Origin of the sequence: Kitasatospora sp. NPDC058170 (assembly GCF_042883905.1) — a bacterium.
Classification (GTDB): domain Bacteria; phylum Actinomycetota; class Actinomycetes; order Streptomycetales; family Streptomycetaceae; genus Kitasatospora.
Genome location: NZ_JBHVUV010000003.1, coordinates 160,653 through 175,254 on the forward strand (window position 1 = coordinate 160,653; position 14,602 = coordinate 175,254).

Below are 14,602 nucleotides of genomic sequence, written 5' to 3' on the forward strand. Positions count from 1 at the left end.
GCGCGGGCCACCGGGCAAAGACGCCCCCCCTTTTCCCTCCTCTCCCGGCACCGGGCAGGAGGGGCCCCACGCTCACCTGCTCCACCAGGGAGTCCCGCACCGAGGCCACCACCACAGCGCCGCAGGACGGGCGCATCGGCACACCCCGCCGACCCCGGTGGTGCCCGGCCACAGGAGACCCCTGCCATGGCGGACCTCTCCCCTGCCGGCTCCGGCCTGCGCACCGCGCAGTTCGACGGACGCCGACTGTCGGAGGCCCTGCTTCCCCTGGAGCTCGCGCCCCGCGCCCAGCTCCAGCTCTCCGCGATCAGCCGCTGGAACGCGCTGCGCGGCATCCGCGTCGGCCTGGTGGCCGCCGCCCTGCTGTTCATGCTGGTCGGCGCCAACCTGGCCACCCCGATCTACCCGCTGATCCAGCAGCGGCTGGCCCTCGGCCCGTTCGACACCACGGTCCTGTTCACGATCTACGTGTTCGCGCTGGTCCCGGTGCTCGCCGCGGTCGGCCACTGGTCGGACCACCTCGGCCGGCGCGCCCTGATCCTGCCGGCCGTGGCGCTGGCCGCCGCCGGGGACGTGGTCTTCGCCACCGCCGGCAGCTTCTGGCAGCTGGCGCTCGGCCGGGCCGTCCAGGGCATCGCGGTCGGCCTGTCCACCGGCGCCGCCGGGGCCGCGCTGGGCGACCTGCTGCCGGACCACCCGACCCTGGCCGCCAAGCTCACCCTGGCCTGTTCGGCGGGCGGCGTCGCCCTCGGACCGGTGGTCGGCGCCCTGCTGGCCGGCGGCTCGGACCCGCTGGTGACGCCGTTCCTGCTGCACGCCGTCGCCCTGCTGGCGCTCTGTGTGCCGCTGGCCCTGGTCCACCCCCGGATGCCCGGCCGCAACCGCCCGCCGGCCGCCCCGCCGCGCATCACCACCCCGGCCCACCTGCGCCCGCAGCGCCTCGCCCTGCCGACCACCGGCCGCCGCGAGTTCCTGCTCGCCTCCGGGGCCGGCTTCGTCTCCTACGCCGTCTTCGGGGTCTACCTCAGCCTGGCCCCGGCCTTCTCGGCCAAGGTGCTGCACAGTGACTCCCGGCTGACCGGCGCGGTGGTGGCGGCCCTGCTGCTCGGCTCCTCCGCGGCCGCCCAGCTGCTCGTCCCGCCGACCGCCGACCGCCTGGTCATCGCGCTCGGCATGGCCGGCCTCGCCTCCGGCCTCGCCCTGGTCGTCACCGCCCAGTACACCGGTACCCCCGCCCTGCTGTTCATCGGCAGCGTCCTCGGCGGCGCCTGCCAGGGCGTCGCCTTCCGGTCGCTGTTCACCTCCGCCGTCGCCGCGATGAACCCCGAGCGCCGGGGCTCCGAGCTGAGCTCCCTGTGGGTCATCGTCTACCTCGGCTCCTCACTGCCGATCGTCGGCGTCGGCGCCCTCGTCCAGCACTACGGCCTGCTGCCGGCCACCAGCGGGTTCGCCACCCTGGCCGCCCTCGCCTGCGTGGCCCTGGCCGTCGCCGTCGCCCGCCGCCCCAAGCACGCCTGACCAGCAGAAACACCGCTGCCCGGTACGGACCTCCGTACCGGGCAGCGGCATTCGCGGGCTCAGCCCGCTGGCAGATATACCACTGCCGCGCGAATACTTCCCCCGAAGGGGAGACTCGCGCGGCAGCGGGTTGACGGTCGACCGGTCTCAGACGTTGAAGCCGAGTGCGCGGAGCTGGTCGCGGCCGTCGTCGGTGATCTTGTCCGGGCCCCACGGCGGCATCCAGACCCAGTTGATGCGCAGGTCCTGGACGAGGCCGTCGGTCGCCGTCTTGGCCTGGTCCTCGATGACGTCGGTCAGCGGGCAGGCCGCCGAGGTGAGCGTCATGTCGATGGTGGCCACGTCGGACTCGTCGATATGGATGCCGTAGATCAGGCCCAGGTTGACGACGTCGATGCCCAGCTCGGGGTCGACGACGTCCATCAGGGCCTCGGTCAGGTCCTCGACGGAGACGGTGCCGGCGGTGGTGCCGACGATGACGGTCGGACCGCCCTCAGCGGAAGGGGCGGGCGTCTCGGTGTCACTCATGTGTCTGTCCTCCTCTTCTGCTTCAGTCGTTGACGGCGGGGTGCTCGGCGAGCGCCTTGGCGGTGGCGTCCTTCCAGGCCATCCAGCTCAGCAGCGCGCACTTGACCCGGGCCGGGTACTTGGAGACGCCGGCGAACGCGACCGCGTCCTCCAGCACCTCCTCGTCGCCCTCGCCCTGGCCCTTGCTCTGCATCAGCTCCAGGAAGGCCTCCTGGACGAGCTGTGCCTCGCCGACGCTCTTGCCGACCACCAGGTCGTTCAGCACCGAGGCGCTGGCCTGGCTGATCGAACAGCCCTGGGACTCGTACGAGACGTCCGCGACCGTGGCGCCGTCGAGCCGCACCCGCAGGGTGATCTCGTCGCCACACGTCGGGTTGACGTGGTGCACCTCGGCGTCACCGGGCCGCAGTCCCTTGCCGTGGGGGTTGCGGTAGTGGTCCAGGATGATGTCCTGGTACATCGAGTCGAGCTTCATGTCGTGGGCCGTCCCGTCAGCCGAAGAAGTTCCGGACGTGGTGGAGGCCCTCGATCAGGGCGTCGACCTCACCGGGCGTCGAGTAGAGGTAGAACGACGCCCGCGTGGTCGCCGGAATTCCGTACCGCAGGCAGACCGGCCGCGCGCAGTGGTGTCCGACGCGCACGGCGATGCCCTGCTCGTCCAGCACCTGGCCCACGTCGTGCGGGTGGATGTCACCCAGCGTGAACGAGATCGCGGCACCGCGGTCCACGGCCGTGCGGGGGCCGATGATCCGCAGGTCCGGGACCTCCAGCAGCCGCTCGACCGCGTACTCGGTGATCGCGTGCTCGTGCGCGGCGATCCGCTCCATGCCGATGCCCGACAGGTAGTCGATGGCCGCGCCGAGACCGACCGCCTGGGCGATCGGCGGGGTGCCGGCCTCGAACTTGTGCGGCGCCGGGGCGTAGGTGGACGAGCCCATCGTGACGGTCTCGATCATCTCGCCGCCGCCGAGGAACGGTGGGAGGTCCTCCAGCAGCTCCTGGCGGCCCCAGAGCACGCCGATGCCGGTCGGGGCCAGCATCTTGTGGCCGGTGAAGGCGACGAAGTCCGCCTCCAGCGCCTGCACGTCCAGCACCATGTGCGGCGCGGCCTGCGAGGCGTCGATGACGACCAGCGCGCCGACGGACTGGGCCTTGCGGACGATGGCCTCGACCGGGTTGACCGTGCCGAGCAGGTTGGAGACCAGGGTGAACGAGACCACCTTGGTCTTCTCGGTGATCAGCTCGTCGATGTTCGACAGGTCGAGCCGGCCCTCGTCGGTCAGCCCGAACCACTTCAGCTTCGCGCCGGTGCGCTGCGAGAGCAGCTGCCACGGGACGATGTTGGAGTGGTGCTCCATCTCGGTGATGACGATCTCGGACTCGGCGTCGACCCGGTAGGGCTCGTCCGCCCAGGTCAGCATGTTCGCGACCAGGTTGAGCGACTCCGAGGCGTTCTTGGTGAAGACCACCTCGTTGCGGCTCGGCGCGTTGATGAACGCCGCGACCTTGTCGCGGGCGCCCTCGTACAGCGCCGTGGCCTCCTCGGCGAGCACGTGCACGCCGCGGTGGACGTTGGCGTTGTGCCGCTCGTAGTAGGCGTTGAGGGCCTCCAGCACCTGGCGCGGCTTCTGCGAGGTCGCCGCGTTGTCCAGGTAGACCAGCGGCTTGTCGTCGTGCAGCAGCCGCTGGAGGACCGGGAAGTCCTTGCGGATCGCATCGGTGTCGAGCAGGCCCGACAGAACCGCCGACTCGTGAGTATGGGTCACTCGGAAGCGCCGCCCTTCACGTAGGACTCGTAGCCCTCGTTCTCCAGCTTGTCGGCCAGCTCGGCACCGCCGGACTCGACGATGCGGCCGCCCGCGAAGACGTGGACGTAGTCGGGCTTGATGTACCGCAGGATGCGCGTGTAGTGGGTCACCAGCAGGGTGCCGACCTCGCCGGTCGAGCGGACCCGGTTGATGCCCTCGGAGACGACCCGCAGCGCGTCGACGTCGAGGCCGGAGTCGGTCTCGTCGAGGATCGCGATCTTCGGCTTGAGCAGCTCCAGCTGGAGGATCTCGTGGCGCTTCTTCTCGCCGCCGGAGAAGCCCTCGTTGACGTTGCGCTCGGCGAACGCCGGGTCCATCTGCAGCGCGGCCATCGCCTCCTTGACCTCCTTGACCCACAGCCGCAGCTTGGGGGCGTCGCCGCGGACGGCGGTGGCGGCGGTGCGCAGGAAGTTGGAGACCGAGACACCGGGGACCTCGACCGGGTACTGCATGGCCAGGAAGACGCCGGCCCGGGCGCGCTCGTCGACGGACATCTCCAGGACGTCCTCGCCGTCCAGCAGCACCGAGCCGCCGGTGACGGTGTACTTGGGGTGGCCGGCCAGCGAGTAGGCCAGGGTGGACTTGCCGGAGCCGTTCGGACCCATGATCGCGTGGGTCTCGCCCTGCTTCACGGTCAGGTCGACGCCCTTCAGGATCTCCCGGGGGCCGTTCTCCGCCTCGACGGAGACGTGCAGGTCGCGGATTTCAAGGGTTGCCATGTGTACTCAGGACTCCTGGTTGACGGAGACGAGCACATCGTCCCCTTCGATCTTTACGGGGTAGACAGCGACCGGCTTGGTGGCGGGCAGGCCGGAGGGCTTGCCGGTGCGCAGGTCGAAGCTGGAGCCGTGCAGCCAGCACTCGATCATGCAGTCCTCGACCTCGCCCTCGGAGAGGGAGACGTTCGCGTGCGAGCAGGTGTCGTTGATCGCGAACACCCCCTCGTCGGTGCGCACGACGGAGACCGGCACGCCGTTGAGGTCGACGCGCCGGGGCACGTCCTCGGCCAGCTCGCTCAGCGCGCAGGCACGGAGAAAACTCATCAGACCGCCGCTTCCAGCTCGGCCTCGATCTTCTCCATCAGGTGGTCCTGGATCTCGGCGACGCCGATCTGCTGGACCAGTTCGGCGAAGAAGCCGCGCACCACCAGGCGGCGGGCCTCGTCGGCCGGGATGCCGCGGGCCTGCAGGTAGAAGAGCTGCTCGTCGTCGAAGCGGCCGGTCGCCGAGGCGTGGCCGGCGCCGACGATCTCGCCGGTCTCGATCTCCAGGTTGGGGATGGAGTCCACCCGGGCACCGTCGGTGAGCACCAGGTTGCGGTTGAGCTCGTAGGTGTCGGTGCCCTCGGCGGCGGCGCGGATCAGCACGTCGCCGACCCAGACGGCGTGCGCGTCCTTGCCCTGCAGGGCGCCCTTGTAGACCACGTTGGAGCGGCAGTGCGGGGTGTCGTGGTCGATGACCAGACGGTGCTCCAGGTGCTGGCCCGCGTCGGCGAAGTAGAGCCCGAACAGCTCGGCCTCGCCGCCCGGCCCGGCGTAGGAGATCCGCGGGTGGATGCGGACCACGTCGCCGCCGAAGGTGACGACCACGGACTTCAGCGAGGCGTCCCGGCCGACCAGGGCGGTCTGCTGGGCCACGTGCACCGCGTCCCGGTCCCAGTCCTGGACGGAGACGAAGGTCAGCTTGGCGCCGTCGCCGACCAGCAGCTCGACGTTGGCGGCACGGGTGCCGCCACCGGTGTGGTTGATCACCACGACGGCCTCGGCGAACGGCTTGACGTCGACCACCACGTGGGCGAAGCGGGTGCCGCCCTCGCCGTGCACGTCGATCCTGACCGGCTCGGTGAGCACCGTCTCCTTGGGGACGGTGACCACGAGCGCCTGCTCGAAGGCACTGAAGGCCTGGGCGGCGACCCGGTCCACCGGCTTGCCGGCCTTGCCCAGACGGGCGTCGTCGCGGCCGACGGTCTCGGCGGTGACGCCGTCCGGCAGGCTCAGCTCGACCTTGTCCTCGCCCTTCTCGGCCTCGGCGGCGGTGCCGTCGTGCAGGCCGCCGAGACGGTGCAGCGGGGTGAACCGCCAGTCCTCCTCGCGCCCGGTCGGCACCGGGAAGTCGCCGACCTCGAAGGAGGGCTTGACCGCGACCCGGGCGTCGATCGGCTGCTGGACGGTGGCGCGGCCGGTGCCGGGGCCGGCGAGCTGCGCGCCGGCGCCGGCGGTACCGACCTCGATCGAACCGGCGGTGGTGGAGCCGGTGGGGGTGTTGACGTCAGCCATGGCTGTCGTGGTGCTCTCTTCCTAGGAATGCGGACTGGACTGTGTGCGGCTGCGGGTCAGCCGACAGAGCCTTCCATCTGCAGTTCGATCAGCCGGTTCAGCTCCAGCGCGTACTCCATCGGCAGCTCGCGCGCGATCGGCTCGACGAAGCCGCGGACGATCATCGCCATCGCCTCGAACTCGGTCATGCCCCGGCTCATCAGGTAGAAGAGCTGGTCCTCGCTGACCTTGGAGACCGTCGCCTCGTGGCCCATGGACACGTCGTCCTCGCGGACGTCCACGTACGGGTAGGTGTCCGAGCGGGAGATGGTGTCGACCAGCAGCGCGTCGCAGAGCACGTTGGACTTGGCGCCCTTGGAGCCCTCGCCGATCTCGATCAGACCGCGGTAGGAGGTGCGGCCGCCGCCTCGCGCCACCGACTTGGAGACGATGTTGGAGGAGGTGTTCGGCGCCATGTGGACCATCTTGGCGCCGGCGTCCTGGTGCTGGCCCTCGCCCGCGAAGGCGATCGACAGGGTCTCGCCCTTGGCGTGCTCGCCCATCAGGTAGACGGCCGGGTACTTCATGGTGACCTTGGAGCCGATGTTGCCGTCGACCCACTCCATGGTCGCGCCCTCGTACGCCACGGCGCGCTTGGTGACCAGGTTGTAGACGTTGTTCGACCAGTTCTGGATGGTCGTGTAGCGGCAGCGGCCGCCCTTCTTGACGATGATCTCCACGACCGCGGAGTGCAGCGAGTCCGAGGAGTAGATCGGCGCGGTGCAGCCCTCGACGTAGTGGACGTAGGCGTCCTCGTCGACGATGATCAGCGTCCGCTCGAACTGGCCCATGTTCTCGGTGTTGATCCGGAAGTAGGCCTGGAGCGGGATGTCGACGTGGACACCCTTCGGCACGTAGATGAAGGAGCCGCCGGACCAGACGGCCGTGTTCAGCGCGGCGAACTTGTTGTCGCCGGCCGGGATGACCGTGCCGAAGTACTCCTTGAAGATCTCCGGGTGCTCCTTGAGAGCGGTGTCGGTGTCCAGGAAGAGGACGCCCTGCTCCTCCAGGTCCTCACGGATCTGGTGGTAGACCACCTCGGACTCGTACTGCGCGGCCACACCGGCGACCAGCCGCTGCTTCTCCGCCTCCGGGATGCCCAGGCGGTCGTACGTCGCCTTGATGTCCGCGGGCAGGTCCTCCCAGGACTCGGCCTGCTTCTCGGTCGAGCGCACGAAGTACTTGATGTTGTCGAAGTCGATGCCGGTGAGGTCCGAGCCCCAGGTCGGCATGGGCTTCTTGCCGAACAGCTTCAGGCCCTTGAGACGCAGGTTCAGCATCCACTCGGACTCGCTCTTCTTCGCCGAGATGTCGCGGACGACGTCCTCGCTGAGCCCTCGCTTGGCGGTGGCACCGGCGGTGTCCGGGTCCGCCCAGCCGTACTCGTAGGTGCCCAGGCCTTCGAGCTCCGGGTGCGAAACGGTGTCAGTCATGCGAGCTTCCTAACGCGCGGACGCTGAATCTTCGGTGGACGTACCGGCAGTCGGCACTGCATCGGAACCGCCCGCGGAACGCAGGGTGGGCGACGATGCGGCACCGGGTGCCGGCACATAGGTGGTGCAGACCCCGTCGCCGTGGGCGATGGTGGCCAGCCGTTGCACATGGGTGCCCAGCAGCTGGGAGAAGACCTCGGTCTCCGCCTCGCAGAGCTGCGGGAACTGCTCGGCGATGTGCGCGACCGGGCAGTGGTGCTGGCAGAGCTGGGCGCCCGCCGGGGCTTTCGCCGCGGCCGACGGGACTCTCCGCACCGTGGCAGCGTACCCGTCGGCGCTCAGCGCCTGGGCGAGTGCCTCGGTGCGTTCCGCGGCCCCGACCCGGTCCAGCGCGTCGAGGTACCGCTCGCCCTGCTTGCCGAAGCGGGCCCGCGCGAAGGCGGCGACCGCCTCCTCGCCGGCCTTGCCGCCGCCGACCGCGTCGGAGATCCAGCGCAGGGCGTCGGCGGCGAGCTGGTCGTACGCCTGGTAGAAGGCGTCCCGACCCGCGTCGGTGAGGGCGAAGACCTTGGCCGGGCGGCCCCGGCCCCGACTGCCGTACACCCGCTGCTCGCGGGCGTCGACCAGGCCGGCGGCGGCCAGTCCGTCCAGGTGGCGGCGGACCGCCGCGCTGGTCAGACCGAGGCGGTTCGCCAGGTCGGTGGCGGAGGACGGGCCGTGGTCCAGGATCGATCGGGCGACCCGGTCCCGGGTGGCGCGGTGGCCGTCCAGCAGCACCTCGGCCGCCGTCGCGGGCACGGCGCAACCGGGGGCCGACTCGGCCTCCGGGTGCGTGGAGTGCTCGCGCATGTTTTTCACAACACCAGTGTTGCGTAATTACTTCCGGGAGGACAAGCCGTGATCCACGCCTCATCCGTGGCATCTGTCACGCAGGTAAGGCTTACCTGACCTGCGAAAACGATCAACGGAGGCCGTTTTCCACCGGTCACCGCGGCCGTTCCGCCCCCGCCCCCGGGAGACCCACCCATTCGGAATCAGGCCCTCCGCAAACCCCCGCCGGCGCGCCCTCCCGTCCCGGCCCGGCCTCCCGTCCGGCCGCCCTGTTCGCTCCTCTTAGACTCGCCGGTATGCACTCCGAACCCGCGGTCCAGATCACCGGGCTGGTCAAGCGCTACGGCACTGGGTCGAAGCACCGAGTGACCGCGGTGGACGGTCTCGACCTCACCCTCGCGCGCGGCGCCGTCACCGCCGTCCTCGGCCCCAACGGCGCCGGCAAGACCACCACCATCGAGATCTGCGAGGGCTACCGCCGCCCCGACGCCGGCACCGTCCGCGTCCTGGGCCTCGACCCGGTCACCCGGAGCGCCGAGCTGCGCCCCCGGATCGGCGTGATGCTGCAGTCCGGCGGCGTGTACGCGGGCGCGCGCGCCGTCGAGATGCTGCGGCACACCGCGAAGCTGCACGCCCACCCGCTGGACGTGGACGCCCTGGTCGAGCGGCTCGGCCTCGGCTCCTGCGGCCGCACCACCTACCGGCGGCTGTCCGGCGGCCAGCAGCAGCGGCTCGCCCTCGCCATGGCCGTGGTCGGCCGCCCGGAGCTGGTCTTCCTGGACGAGCCCACCGCCGGCCTCGACCCGCAGGCCCGCCACGCCACCTGGGAGCTGGTCCGCGACCTGCGCCGGGACGGCGTCACCGTGGTCGTCACCACCCACCACATGGACGAGGCCGAACAGCTCGCCGACCGGGTCGCCATCGTCGACCGCGGCAGGGTGATCACCGAGGGCACCCCCGAGGAGCTCTGCCGCGGCGGCGCCGAATCCTCGCTGCGCTTCGACGGGCCGCCCGGGCTGGACCTCGGCCCGCTGCTCAAGGAGCTGCCCGAGGGCACCACCGCCAGCGAGCCCACCCCCGGCGGCTACCTCATCGGGGCACCCGTCGACCCGCAGCTGCTGGCCACCGTCACCGGCTGGTGCGCGGCCTCCGGCATCCTCCCCGAGCGGCTCGCCGTACAGCGCCGCAGCCTCGAGGACGTCTTCCTCGACCTGACCGGACGGGACCTCCGCTCGTGACCTCTGTGGACTACTCCCCGAAGCCCGGCGCCGCCCCCGTCGGCCGGATGCTGCTCGCGCAGACCGCCTTCGAGACGAAGATGCTGCTGCGCAACGGCGAGCAGCTGCTGCTGACCGTCGTCATCCCGACGGTGCTGCTCGTCCTCTTCTCCGCCGTCGACATCGTCGCCGTGGAGGGCCCCGGCAAGCGCGTCGACTTCCTGGCGCCCGGCCTGCTCGCGCTGGCCGTGATGTCCACCGCCTTCACCGGCCAGGCCATCGCCACCGGCTTCGAGCGGCGGTACGGCGTGCTCAAGCGGCTGGGCGCCAGCCCGCTGCCGCGCTGGGCGCTGCTCACCGCCAAGACCGGGTGCGTGCTGGTGACCGAGGCGCTGCAGGTGGCGCTGCTGAGCGTGATCGCGCTGGCGCTCGGCTGGTCCCCGCAGGGCGACCCGTTCAGCGTCCTCGCCCTGCTGGTCTTCGGCACGGCCGCGTTCTCCGGCCTGGGCCTGCTGATGGCCGGCACGCTGAAGGCGGAGGCGACGCTGGCCGCCGCCAACCTGGTCTTCATCCTGCTGCTGCTGGCCGGCGGCGTGATCGTGCCGCTGTCGAAGTTCCCCTCGGCGGTCCAGTCGGTGCTGGAGCTGACCCCGATCGCCGCGCTGTCGGACGGCCTGCGCTCCGTCCTCCAGACCGGCGCGGGCGTCCCGTGGGCCGACCTCGGCATCCTGGCCGGCTGGTCGGTCCTCGGACTGGCCGCGGCGGCCCGCTTCTTCCGCTGGGAGTGACGGACCCCGGCCGTGTGGATGCACGGTCGCGTCCGGCTCAGGATTCGTCCGGTTCCTTGGGTCGGCGGTAGCGCGCGATCAGCTGCCGAGTGGTGTGCCACCGCGATCGCGCCTGCTCGATCACGATGTCCCACTCTCGGCGGATCTCGTCGTCGGGCGGACGCTCGCCCCTGGCGATACCGACGAGCTCGTCGCGCACCTCCCGCCCGAGTGCGGCCGACCCGACGGTGACGAGCATGACGCCGAAGAGCGCCGAGAGCGTCGCGAAGACGGCGCCCACGGCGCCGTACCGGGCGGCCGAGGAACTGAACAGATGGGGGAGGTAGACCGTCGCCCCCACCGAGTACACCGCCGCCAGGACGCTCCCGACGACGCCGAACGGGAGCAGGTCCCGCCAGGTGACCCGCCGCGCGGTGAGGATCCGGCCGCCCCAGACGAGGAAGGCCGCGGTCACCGGCGCCTCGGCCGCGACCGCCCCCAGTTGCAGGCGCCCGCGGCCGAGGAAGCCGTAGACCAGGCCGGTGACCGTCAGGTAGCCGGCGAGACCGGCCACCCACAACAGGTCGTTCAGCGTGTTGCGCACACTGAGCGGGCTGAGCTCCCAGGTCTGCTCGTACAGGCGCTGGACGGCCCGCGCGAAACTCAGGACCGAGATCACGAGGAACACCGCCCCGAAGACGCCGACGGTCGTGGACGTGCCGGACGACAGCGCGAGCACCTGCCGGATGGCATCGGCGCCTTCCCCGGTGAGCTGGTAGCGGCCGATGATCCGCTCCGCCGTGTCCGCGTGCCCGGTGTGCGTCAGGATGCCGCCGGTGAGGATCGAGAGCGGAACGGTTGCCGCCAGCGCGCCGGCGGCCAGGGCCATCGAGCGATCAAAGCCGACGAGCTTCTGGAAACGGCTGAAGCACCGCAGGGCGAAGGCCGGGCGCAGCCAGAACGTCAGCGTTCTGACGGCGCGTTCGCGGCTGGTCTGGGCCGTCATGCCCCCTCGGATCTCATCGGGTCCGGTGCTGGCTGCGAGCGTAGCCGCCGGACCTGGGGCGGGAACGTGCGACGTGGGCCGTCCGGGTGAACCGCCCGCCGGGAGGCGACGAGGCCCTCGCCCGGGCGGGCGAGGGCCTTCGTGGGTCGCGCTCAGGTGGGTATGCGGTGGCGGCCCTTGGGGGTGGGGTTGGTGGCGTTGCGGTGGTGGGTTTCGGGGCCGTAGTGGCCGGCCTGGCGGGCGATCCAGGCGTACTCGGTGGTGCCGTCGGGGAGTCGGCGCAGTTCCCAGCGGCCGTGGCGGGTGATGGGCGGCGGGGCCGCCTCGTGCGGCGGGTGCGGCATCTTGAGCGTGGCGATCACGCCGAGCGCGACAGTGGCGAGCGCCAGCGCGAGGAGGGTGAGGAGGGCGGCGCCGACGAGGAAGCTGGCGGTGCCGGTTCTCATCGGCGGATCCCGATGACGCGCTGGCCGAGGTGGGCGGCGAGGGCGTCGAGGAGGTCGTGGGCCTGGTCGCGGGTGAGCGGGAAGGCGAGCTGCTCACCGGGGCCCACGTGGACGTCGAGGTCGACGCCGATGCGGAGCTGGAGGGCGGCGTCGGGGACGTGCTCGACGGCGAGGTAGTGCGCGGTGGTGCGCTCGGTGTGGACCGCCTGGGCGGTGACCATCGGGATCAGGACTCCCACGGCTGGTCCCTCTCGGTGTCGCGGAGCAGGTGGAGGAGGTTGAGGAGGGTGATGCGGAAACGAACCCCTGATCGACGCACTCGCCAACATCATCGAGGAACGAGAAACAGGCTGGTGGGAGAACTACAGCCATGGCCTGACCACCGACCTGCTCGATGTCGCCGCGATCGAGGGTCATGCACGGAGGATCTCCACATACTCGATCACTTTCATCCCTGGACTGCTCCAGACCCCGGCTTACGCAACTTCGGTGTTCGCTCGTGCGATCCCACCGTTGCCGCGCGCCGAGGTCGATCTCAGGATGGCTTTCCGCTTCCAGAGGCAACAGATCGTCCGGTCCGGCACGACGCCCTACACGGCGTTCATCCACGAAGCCGCGCTGCGCATGCAGTTCAGTGGGCCGGAGGTACTTTCCGAGCAACTCAGTGCTCTCATCAAGGACTCCGAGAGTGCCGGAATCTCCGTTCGAGTGGTGCCCTTCGACATCGAATCCCTGCCCGGCCCCAGCGAGAACTTCGTCTACACCGAGGGCCCAGTCCCCGAACTGGACACCGTGCAGATCGACATCAGCTTTGGCTGCCCACTTTTCGATACTCCCTCGGACCTGGCGAGTTACCGCGAAATCCTCACCCGAATGGCAGCTGTGGCCCTCACGGAAGAGGGGTCGCGAGACTTCATCCGATCCATCAAGAAGGAGATCGAGAGCAAGTATGAGTAGCCCCATATGGCAGAAGTCCAGCTACTCCGGATCAAGCAACGCATGTGTCGAGGTCCGCACTGCCAACGCCCTGGTCGAACTCCGCGAATCCGATGACGGCGACATCATCGTCCGCACCACCCCCGCCACGTTCGCCGCCTTCGTCCAGGGCATCAAGGCCGGCGAGTTCGACCACCACACCAACCCCACCACCTGACACCGCCACCGGCCCCTCGCTCGACCCGAGCGAGGGGCCACGCCAACGGAACTTCCGACCCCTCCCGGAATGAAAAGTCGAACCCGCCGACTTCCCACTCCACGCCCACGCACCCCTGACACCAGGTCAAAGCCGAGCGAGAACGAGGAGCCCAGAATGTCCGACACCATCTGGCAGAAGTCTTCCTTCAGCGGTTCAGGCGGGGACTGCATCGAGGTGCGCACCGCCAACAGCCTGGTCGAACTCCGCGAATCCGATGACGACGACATCATCGTCCGCACCACCCCCATCAGGTTCGCCGCCTTCCTCCGCGGCGCCAAGGCAGGCGAGTTCGACCACCACACCGCCAACGCGTAGCGAATCGTTCCGGTGGCCCGTTGCTCTTCGCAACGGGCCACCGTGGCGCACCAGGGACATCCCGCGCTGCACCGCCGCATCGGCGTTACGGTGATTGGGACGGCAGGTTCCAAGGACTGCCACGGAGGCGCGCGCCCGAGTCGCCCGGTGATCGATCCACTGGCCTCCGACGTCGCCTCAAGGTCCACCGGGCCGGAAACGCCCGTTGAGATTTCCACGTCCTCAAGGGAGGGGACGGCTATGAGCAGGCGCATACCGAGCAGAGGCACGCTCCTGAAGTTGGCCGGCGTCATGGTCCTGGCATGCGGGTTGACCCCGCTCGCGACAACGCCCGCCAATGCCTACCCACCGGCCGGCTGGTTCCAGCTGCGGACTACCGTGCAGGACCAGATAGGCGCTTTTCGCGCCATGGACGTACTGTCGGAGAGCGCCCAGGTTGACGGAACCATCCGTCTGGCCGGGGCCTCCATCACCGATCAGCAGCGCTGGAAGGTCCGGCTTGTGTCGGGTCACATCGGCGACATCAGGCTGGAGAACAAGCTGACCGGGCAGTGCATCACCTACGCGAGCGTCGTGCCTCCCAAAGCCGTCATAGCCCCATGCCGCGCTGCGGAAACCGTCTTCGAAGCGGTGTCGGTGGGGAACGGCTGGGTGTTCCAGAGCAGGACAACGTTCAGCGGCGACTTCAAGGTATGTCTGCAGGCCGAACCGGGCTTCGGCCCCCACTTCGGCCACGTGATCATGGGTAGTTGCCACAGCGGAGGGCCGTACGATCCTCTGGCCGTCTGGAATACCGTGTCGATCCCCTGACACGTCATTTCCCGAGTCGCGCCCTACGTGGCGAACCCGACTCCGCGTTCGGCGAAGACACCTATCGCCTCACCCAGGAACTCCACCATCCTGGGGTGGTAGGCGTTGTGAAAGGTCATCATGTCGTCGTTCTCCGCGTAGAAGAGCGCCGTGCCGACATAGGCCTCCCTGGTGGGGACGTAGAACCGGCAGATGATGTCGAAGTGCCTGCCGACGAGCGCCTGGATCTGCGGATCCCCGGGCCGGGAGCCCTCCAGGTCGGCCGCGATCTCCTTGTACAGCACGTCCCAGTCCCGGTGGACCTGGTCCCGGTCCACGTGCGCCCAGTTGTCCGTCTCGGCAAGGCTCTTCGCCTGCTCTCCGGCCAACGCCCGGCGACACTCGTCCTCGTACTGATTCCCCATGACACCGATT

19 protein-coding genes are annotated in these 14,602 nt (G+C 70.0%); 7 read left to right on the top strand and 12 right to left on the bottom strand.

Features of this window, described 5'->3' with window-relative positions:
- The first annotated feature begins 186 nt into the window (after positions 1-186).
- Complete coding sequence (locus tag ACFVVX_RS05275) at positions 187-1,518, top strand: MFS transporter (RefSeq protein ID WP_387941596.1); 1,332 nt, start codon at positions 187-189, stop codon at positions 1,516-1,518.
- Positions 1,519-1,665: 147 nt separating this feature from the next.
- Here ACFVVX_RS05275 and ACFVVX_RS05280 read toward each other — a convergent pair whose 3' ends face one another.
- From ACFVVX_RS05280 to ACFVVX_RS05315, 8 genes are read right to left on the bottom strand one after another with little or no spacing between them, the layout of a single operon-like run.
- A complete protein-coding gene (locus ACFVVX_RS05280; protein WP_387941597.1) occupies positions 1,666-2,046 on the bottom strand; it encodes a metal-sulfur cluster assembly factor in 381 nt (126 codons plus the stop codon).
- 22 nt (positions 2,047-2,068) lie between these two features.
- Entirely contained in the window at positions 2,069-2,521 is a 453-nt protein-coding gene (sufU, locus tag ACFVVX_RS05285) for a Fe-S cluster assembly sulfur transfer protein SufU (RefSeq protein ID WP_387941599.1), read from the bottom strand.
- A 16-nt stretch (positions 2,522-2,537) separates the two neighbouring features.
- Positions 2,538-3,785 carry a cysteine desulfurase gene (locus ACFVVX_RS05290; RefSeq protein WP_387941922.1) on the bottom strand — a complete coding sequence of 416 codons (1,248 nt, stop codon included), beginning with the start codon at positions 3,783-3,785 and terminating at the stop codon, positions 2,538-2,540.
- A 23-nt stretch (positions 3,786-3,808) separates the two neighbouring features.
- On the bottom strand, positions 3,809-4,573 hold the full coding sequence (gene sufC, locus ACFVVX_RS05295; RefSeq protein WP_387941601.1) for a Fe-S cluster assembly ATPase SufC: 765 nt from the start codon (positions 4,571-4,573) through the stop codon (positions 3,809-3,811).
- Positions 4,574-4,579: 6 nt separating this feature from the next.
- Positions 4,580-4,897, bottom strand: coding sequence for a bifunctional 3-phenylpropionate/cinnamic acid dioxygenase ferredoxin subunit (locus tag ACFVVX_RS05300; protein ID WP_209411713.1), 318 nt, complete (start codon positions 4,895-4,897; stop codon positions 4,580-4,582).
- On the bottom strand, positions 4,897-6,129 hold the full coding sequence (sufD, locus tag ACFVVX_RS05305) for a Fe-S cluster assembly protein SufD (protein WP_387941603.1): 1,233 nt from the start codon (positions 6,127-6,129) through the stop codon (positions 4,897-4,899). The genes ACFVVX_RS05300 and sufD overlap by 1 nt, the downstream gene beginning before the upstream one ends.
- A gap of 56 nt (positions 6,130-6,185) precedes the next feature.
- Positions 6,186-7,601, bottom strand: a complete 1,416-nt coding sequence (sufB, locus tag ACFVVX_RS05310; RefSeq protein ID WP_387941605.1) for a Fe-S cluster assembly protein SufB — start codon at positions 7,599-7,601, stop codon at positions 6,186-6,188.
- 9 nt (positions 7,602-7,610) lie between these two features.
- A complete protein-coding gene (locus tag ACFVVX_RS05315; RefSeq protein WP_387941607.1) occupies positions 7,611-8,450 on the bottom strand; it encodes a helix-turn-helix transcriptional regulator in 840 nt (279 codons plus the stop codon).
- A 278-nt stretch (positions 8,451-8,728) separates the two neighbouring features.
- Between ACFVVX_RS05315 and ACFVVX_RS05320 the strand changes: the two genes are divergently transcribed.
- On the top strand, positions 8,729-9,670 hold the full coding sequence (locus ACFVVX_RS05320; protein ID WP_387941609.1) for an ABC transporter ATP-binding protein: 942 nt from the start codon (positions 8,729-8,731) through the stop codon (positions 9,668-9,670).
- A 47-nt stretch (positions 9,671-9,717) separates the two neighbouring features.
- On the top strand, positions 9,718-10,437 hold the full coding sequence (locus ACFVVX_RS05325; RefSeq protein ID WP_387941924.1) for an ABC transporter permease: 720 nt from the start codon (positions 9,718-9,720) through the stop codon (positions 10,435-10,437).
- 37 nt (positions 10,438-10,474) lie between these two features.
- Here the strand turns inward: ACFVVX_RS05325 and ACFVVX_RS05330 are convergent, their stop codons facing one another.
- From ACFVVX_RS05330 to ACFVVX_RS05340, 3 genes are all read right to left on the bottom strand, one after another.
- Positions 10,475-11,422 (bottom strand): YhjD/YihY/BrkB family envelope integrity protein, encoded by a 948-nt coding sequence (locus ACFVVX_RS05330; protein ID WP_387941611.1) that lies wholly within the window; start codon positions 11,420-11,422, stop codon positions 10,475-10,477.
- Positions 11,423-11,574: 152 nt separating this feature from the next.
- Positions 11,575-11,868 carry a hypothetical protein gene (locus ACFVVX_RS05335; protein WP_387941613.1) on the bottom strand — a complete coding sequence of 98 codons (294 nt, stop codon included), beginning with the start codon at positions 11,866-11,868 and terminating at the stop codon, positions 11,575-11,577.
- Positions 11,865-12,107 (bottom strand): hypothetical protein, encoded by a 243-nt coding sequence (locus tag ACFVVX_RS05340; RefSeq protein WP_387941615.1) that lies wholly within the window; start codon positions 12,105-12,107, stop codon positions 11,865-11,867. The genes ACFVVX_RS05335 and ACFVVX_RS05340 overlap by 4 nt, the downstream gene beginning before the upstream one ends.
- A 166-nt stretch (positions 12,108-12,273) precedes the next feature.
- Between ACFVVX_RS05340 and ACFVVX_RS05345 the strand changes: the two genes are divergently transcribed.
- The 4 genes from ACFVVX_RS05345 (at position 12,274) to ACFVVX_RS05360 (ending at position 14,188) form a co-directional block, all read left to right on the top strand.
- A complete protein-coding gene (locus tag ACFVVX_RS05345; protein ID WP_387941926.1) occupies positions 12,274-12,825 on the top strand; it encodes a DUF5753 domain-containing protein in 552 nt (183 codons plus the stop codon).
- Positions 12,818-13,021, top strand: a complete 204-nt coding sequence (locus tag ACFVVX_RS05350) for a DUF397 domain-containing protein (protein WP_387941617.1) — start codon at positions 12,818-12,820, stop codon at positions 13,019-13,021. Before ACFVVX_RS05345 ends, ACFVVX_RS05350 begins: the two co-directional genes overlap by 8 nt.
- 156 nt (positions 13,022-13,177) lie before the next feature.
- Positions 13,178-13,378, top strand: coding sequence for a DUF397 domain-containing protein (locus ACFVVX_RS05355; RefSeq protein WP_387941619.1), 201 nt, complete (start codon positions 13,178-13,180; stop codon positions 13,376-13,378).
- Positions 13,379-13,618: 240 nt separating this feature from the next.
- Positions 13,619-14,188, top strand: a complete 570-nt coding sequence (locus ACFVVX_RS05360; protein WP_387941621.1) for a hypothetical protein — start codon at positions 13,619-13,621, stop codon at positions 14,186-14,188.
- A gap of 23 nt (positions 14,189-14,211) precedes the next feature.
- On the opposite strand, the gene ACFVVX_RS05365 is transcribed toward ACFVVX_RS05360, so the two are convergent.
- Positions 14,212-14,592, bottom strand: coding sequence for a TipAS antibiotic-recognition domain-containing protein (locus ACFVVX_RS05365; RefSeq protein WP_387941623.1), 381 nt, complete (start codon positions 14,590-14,592; stop codon positions 14,212-14,214).
- Positions 14,593-14,602 lie beyond the last annotated feature (10 nt).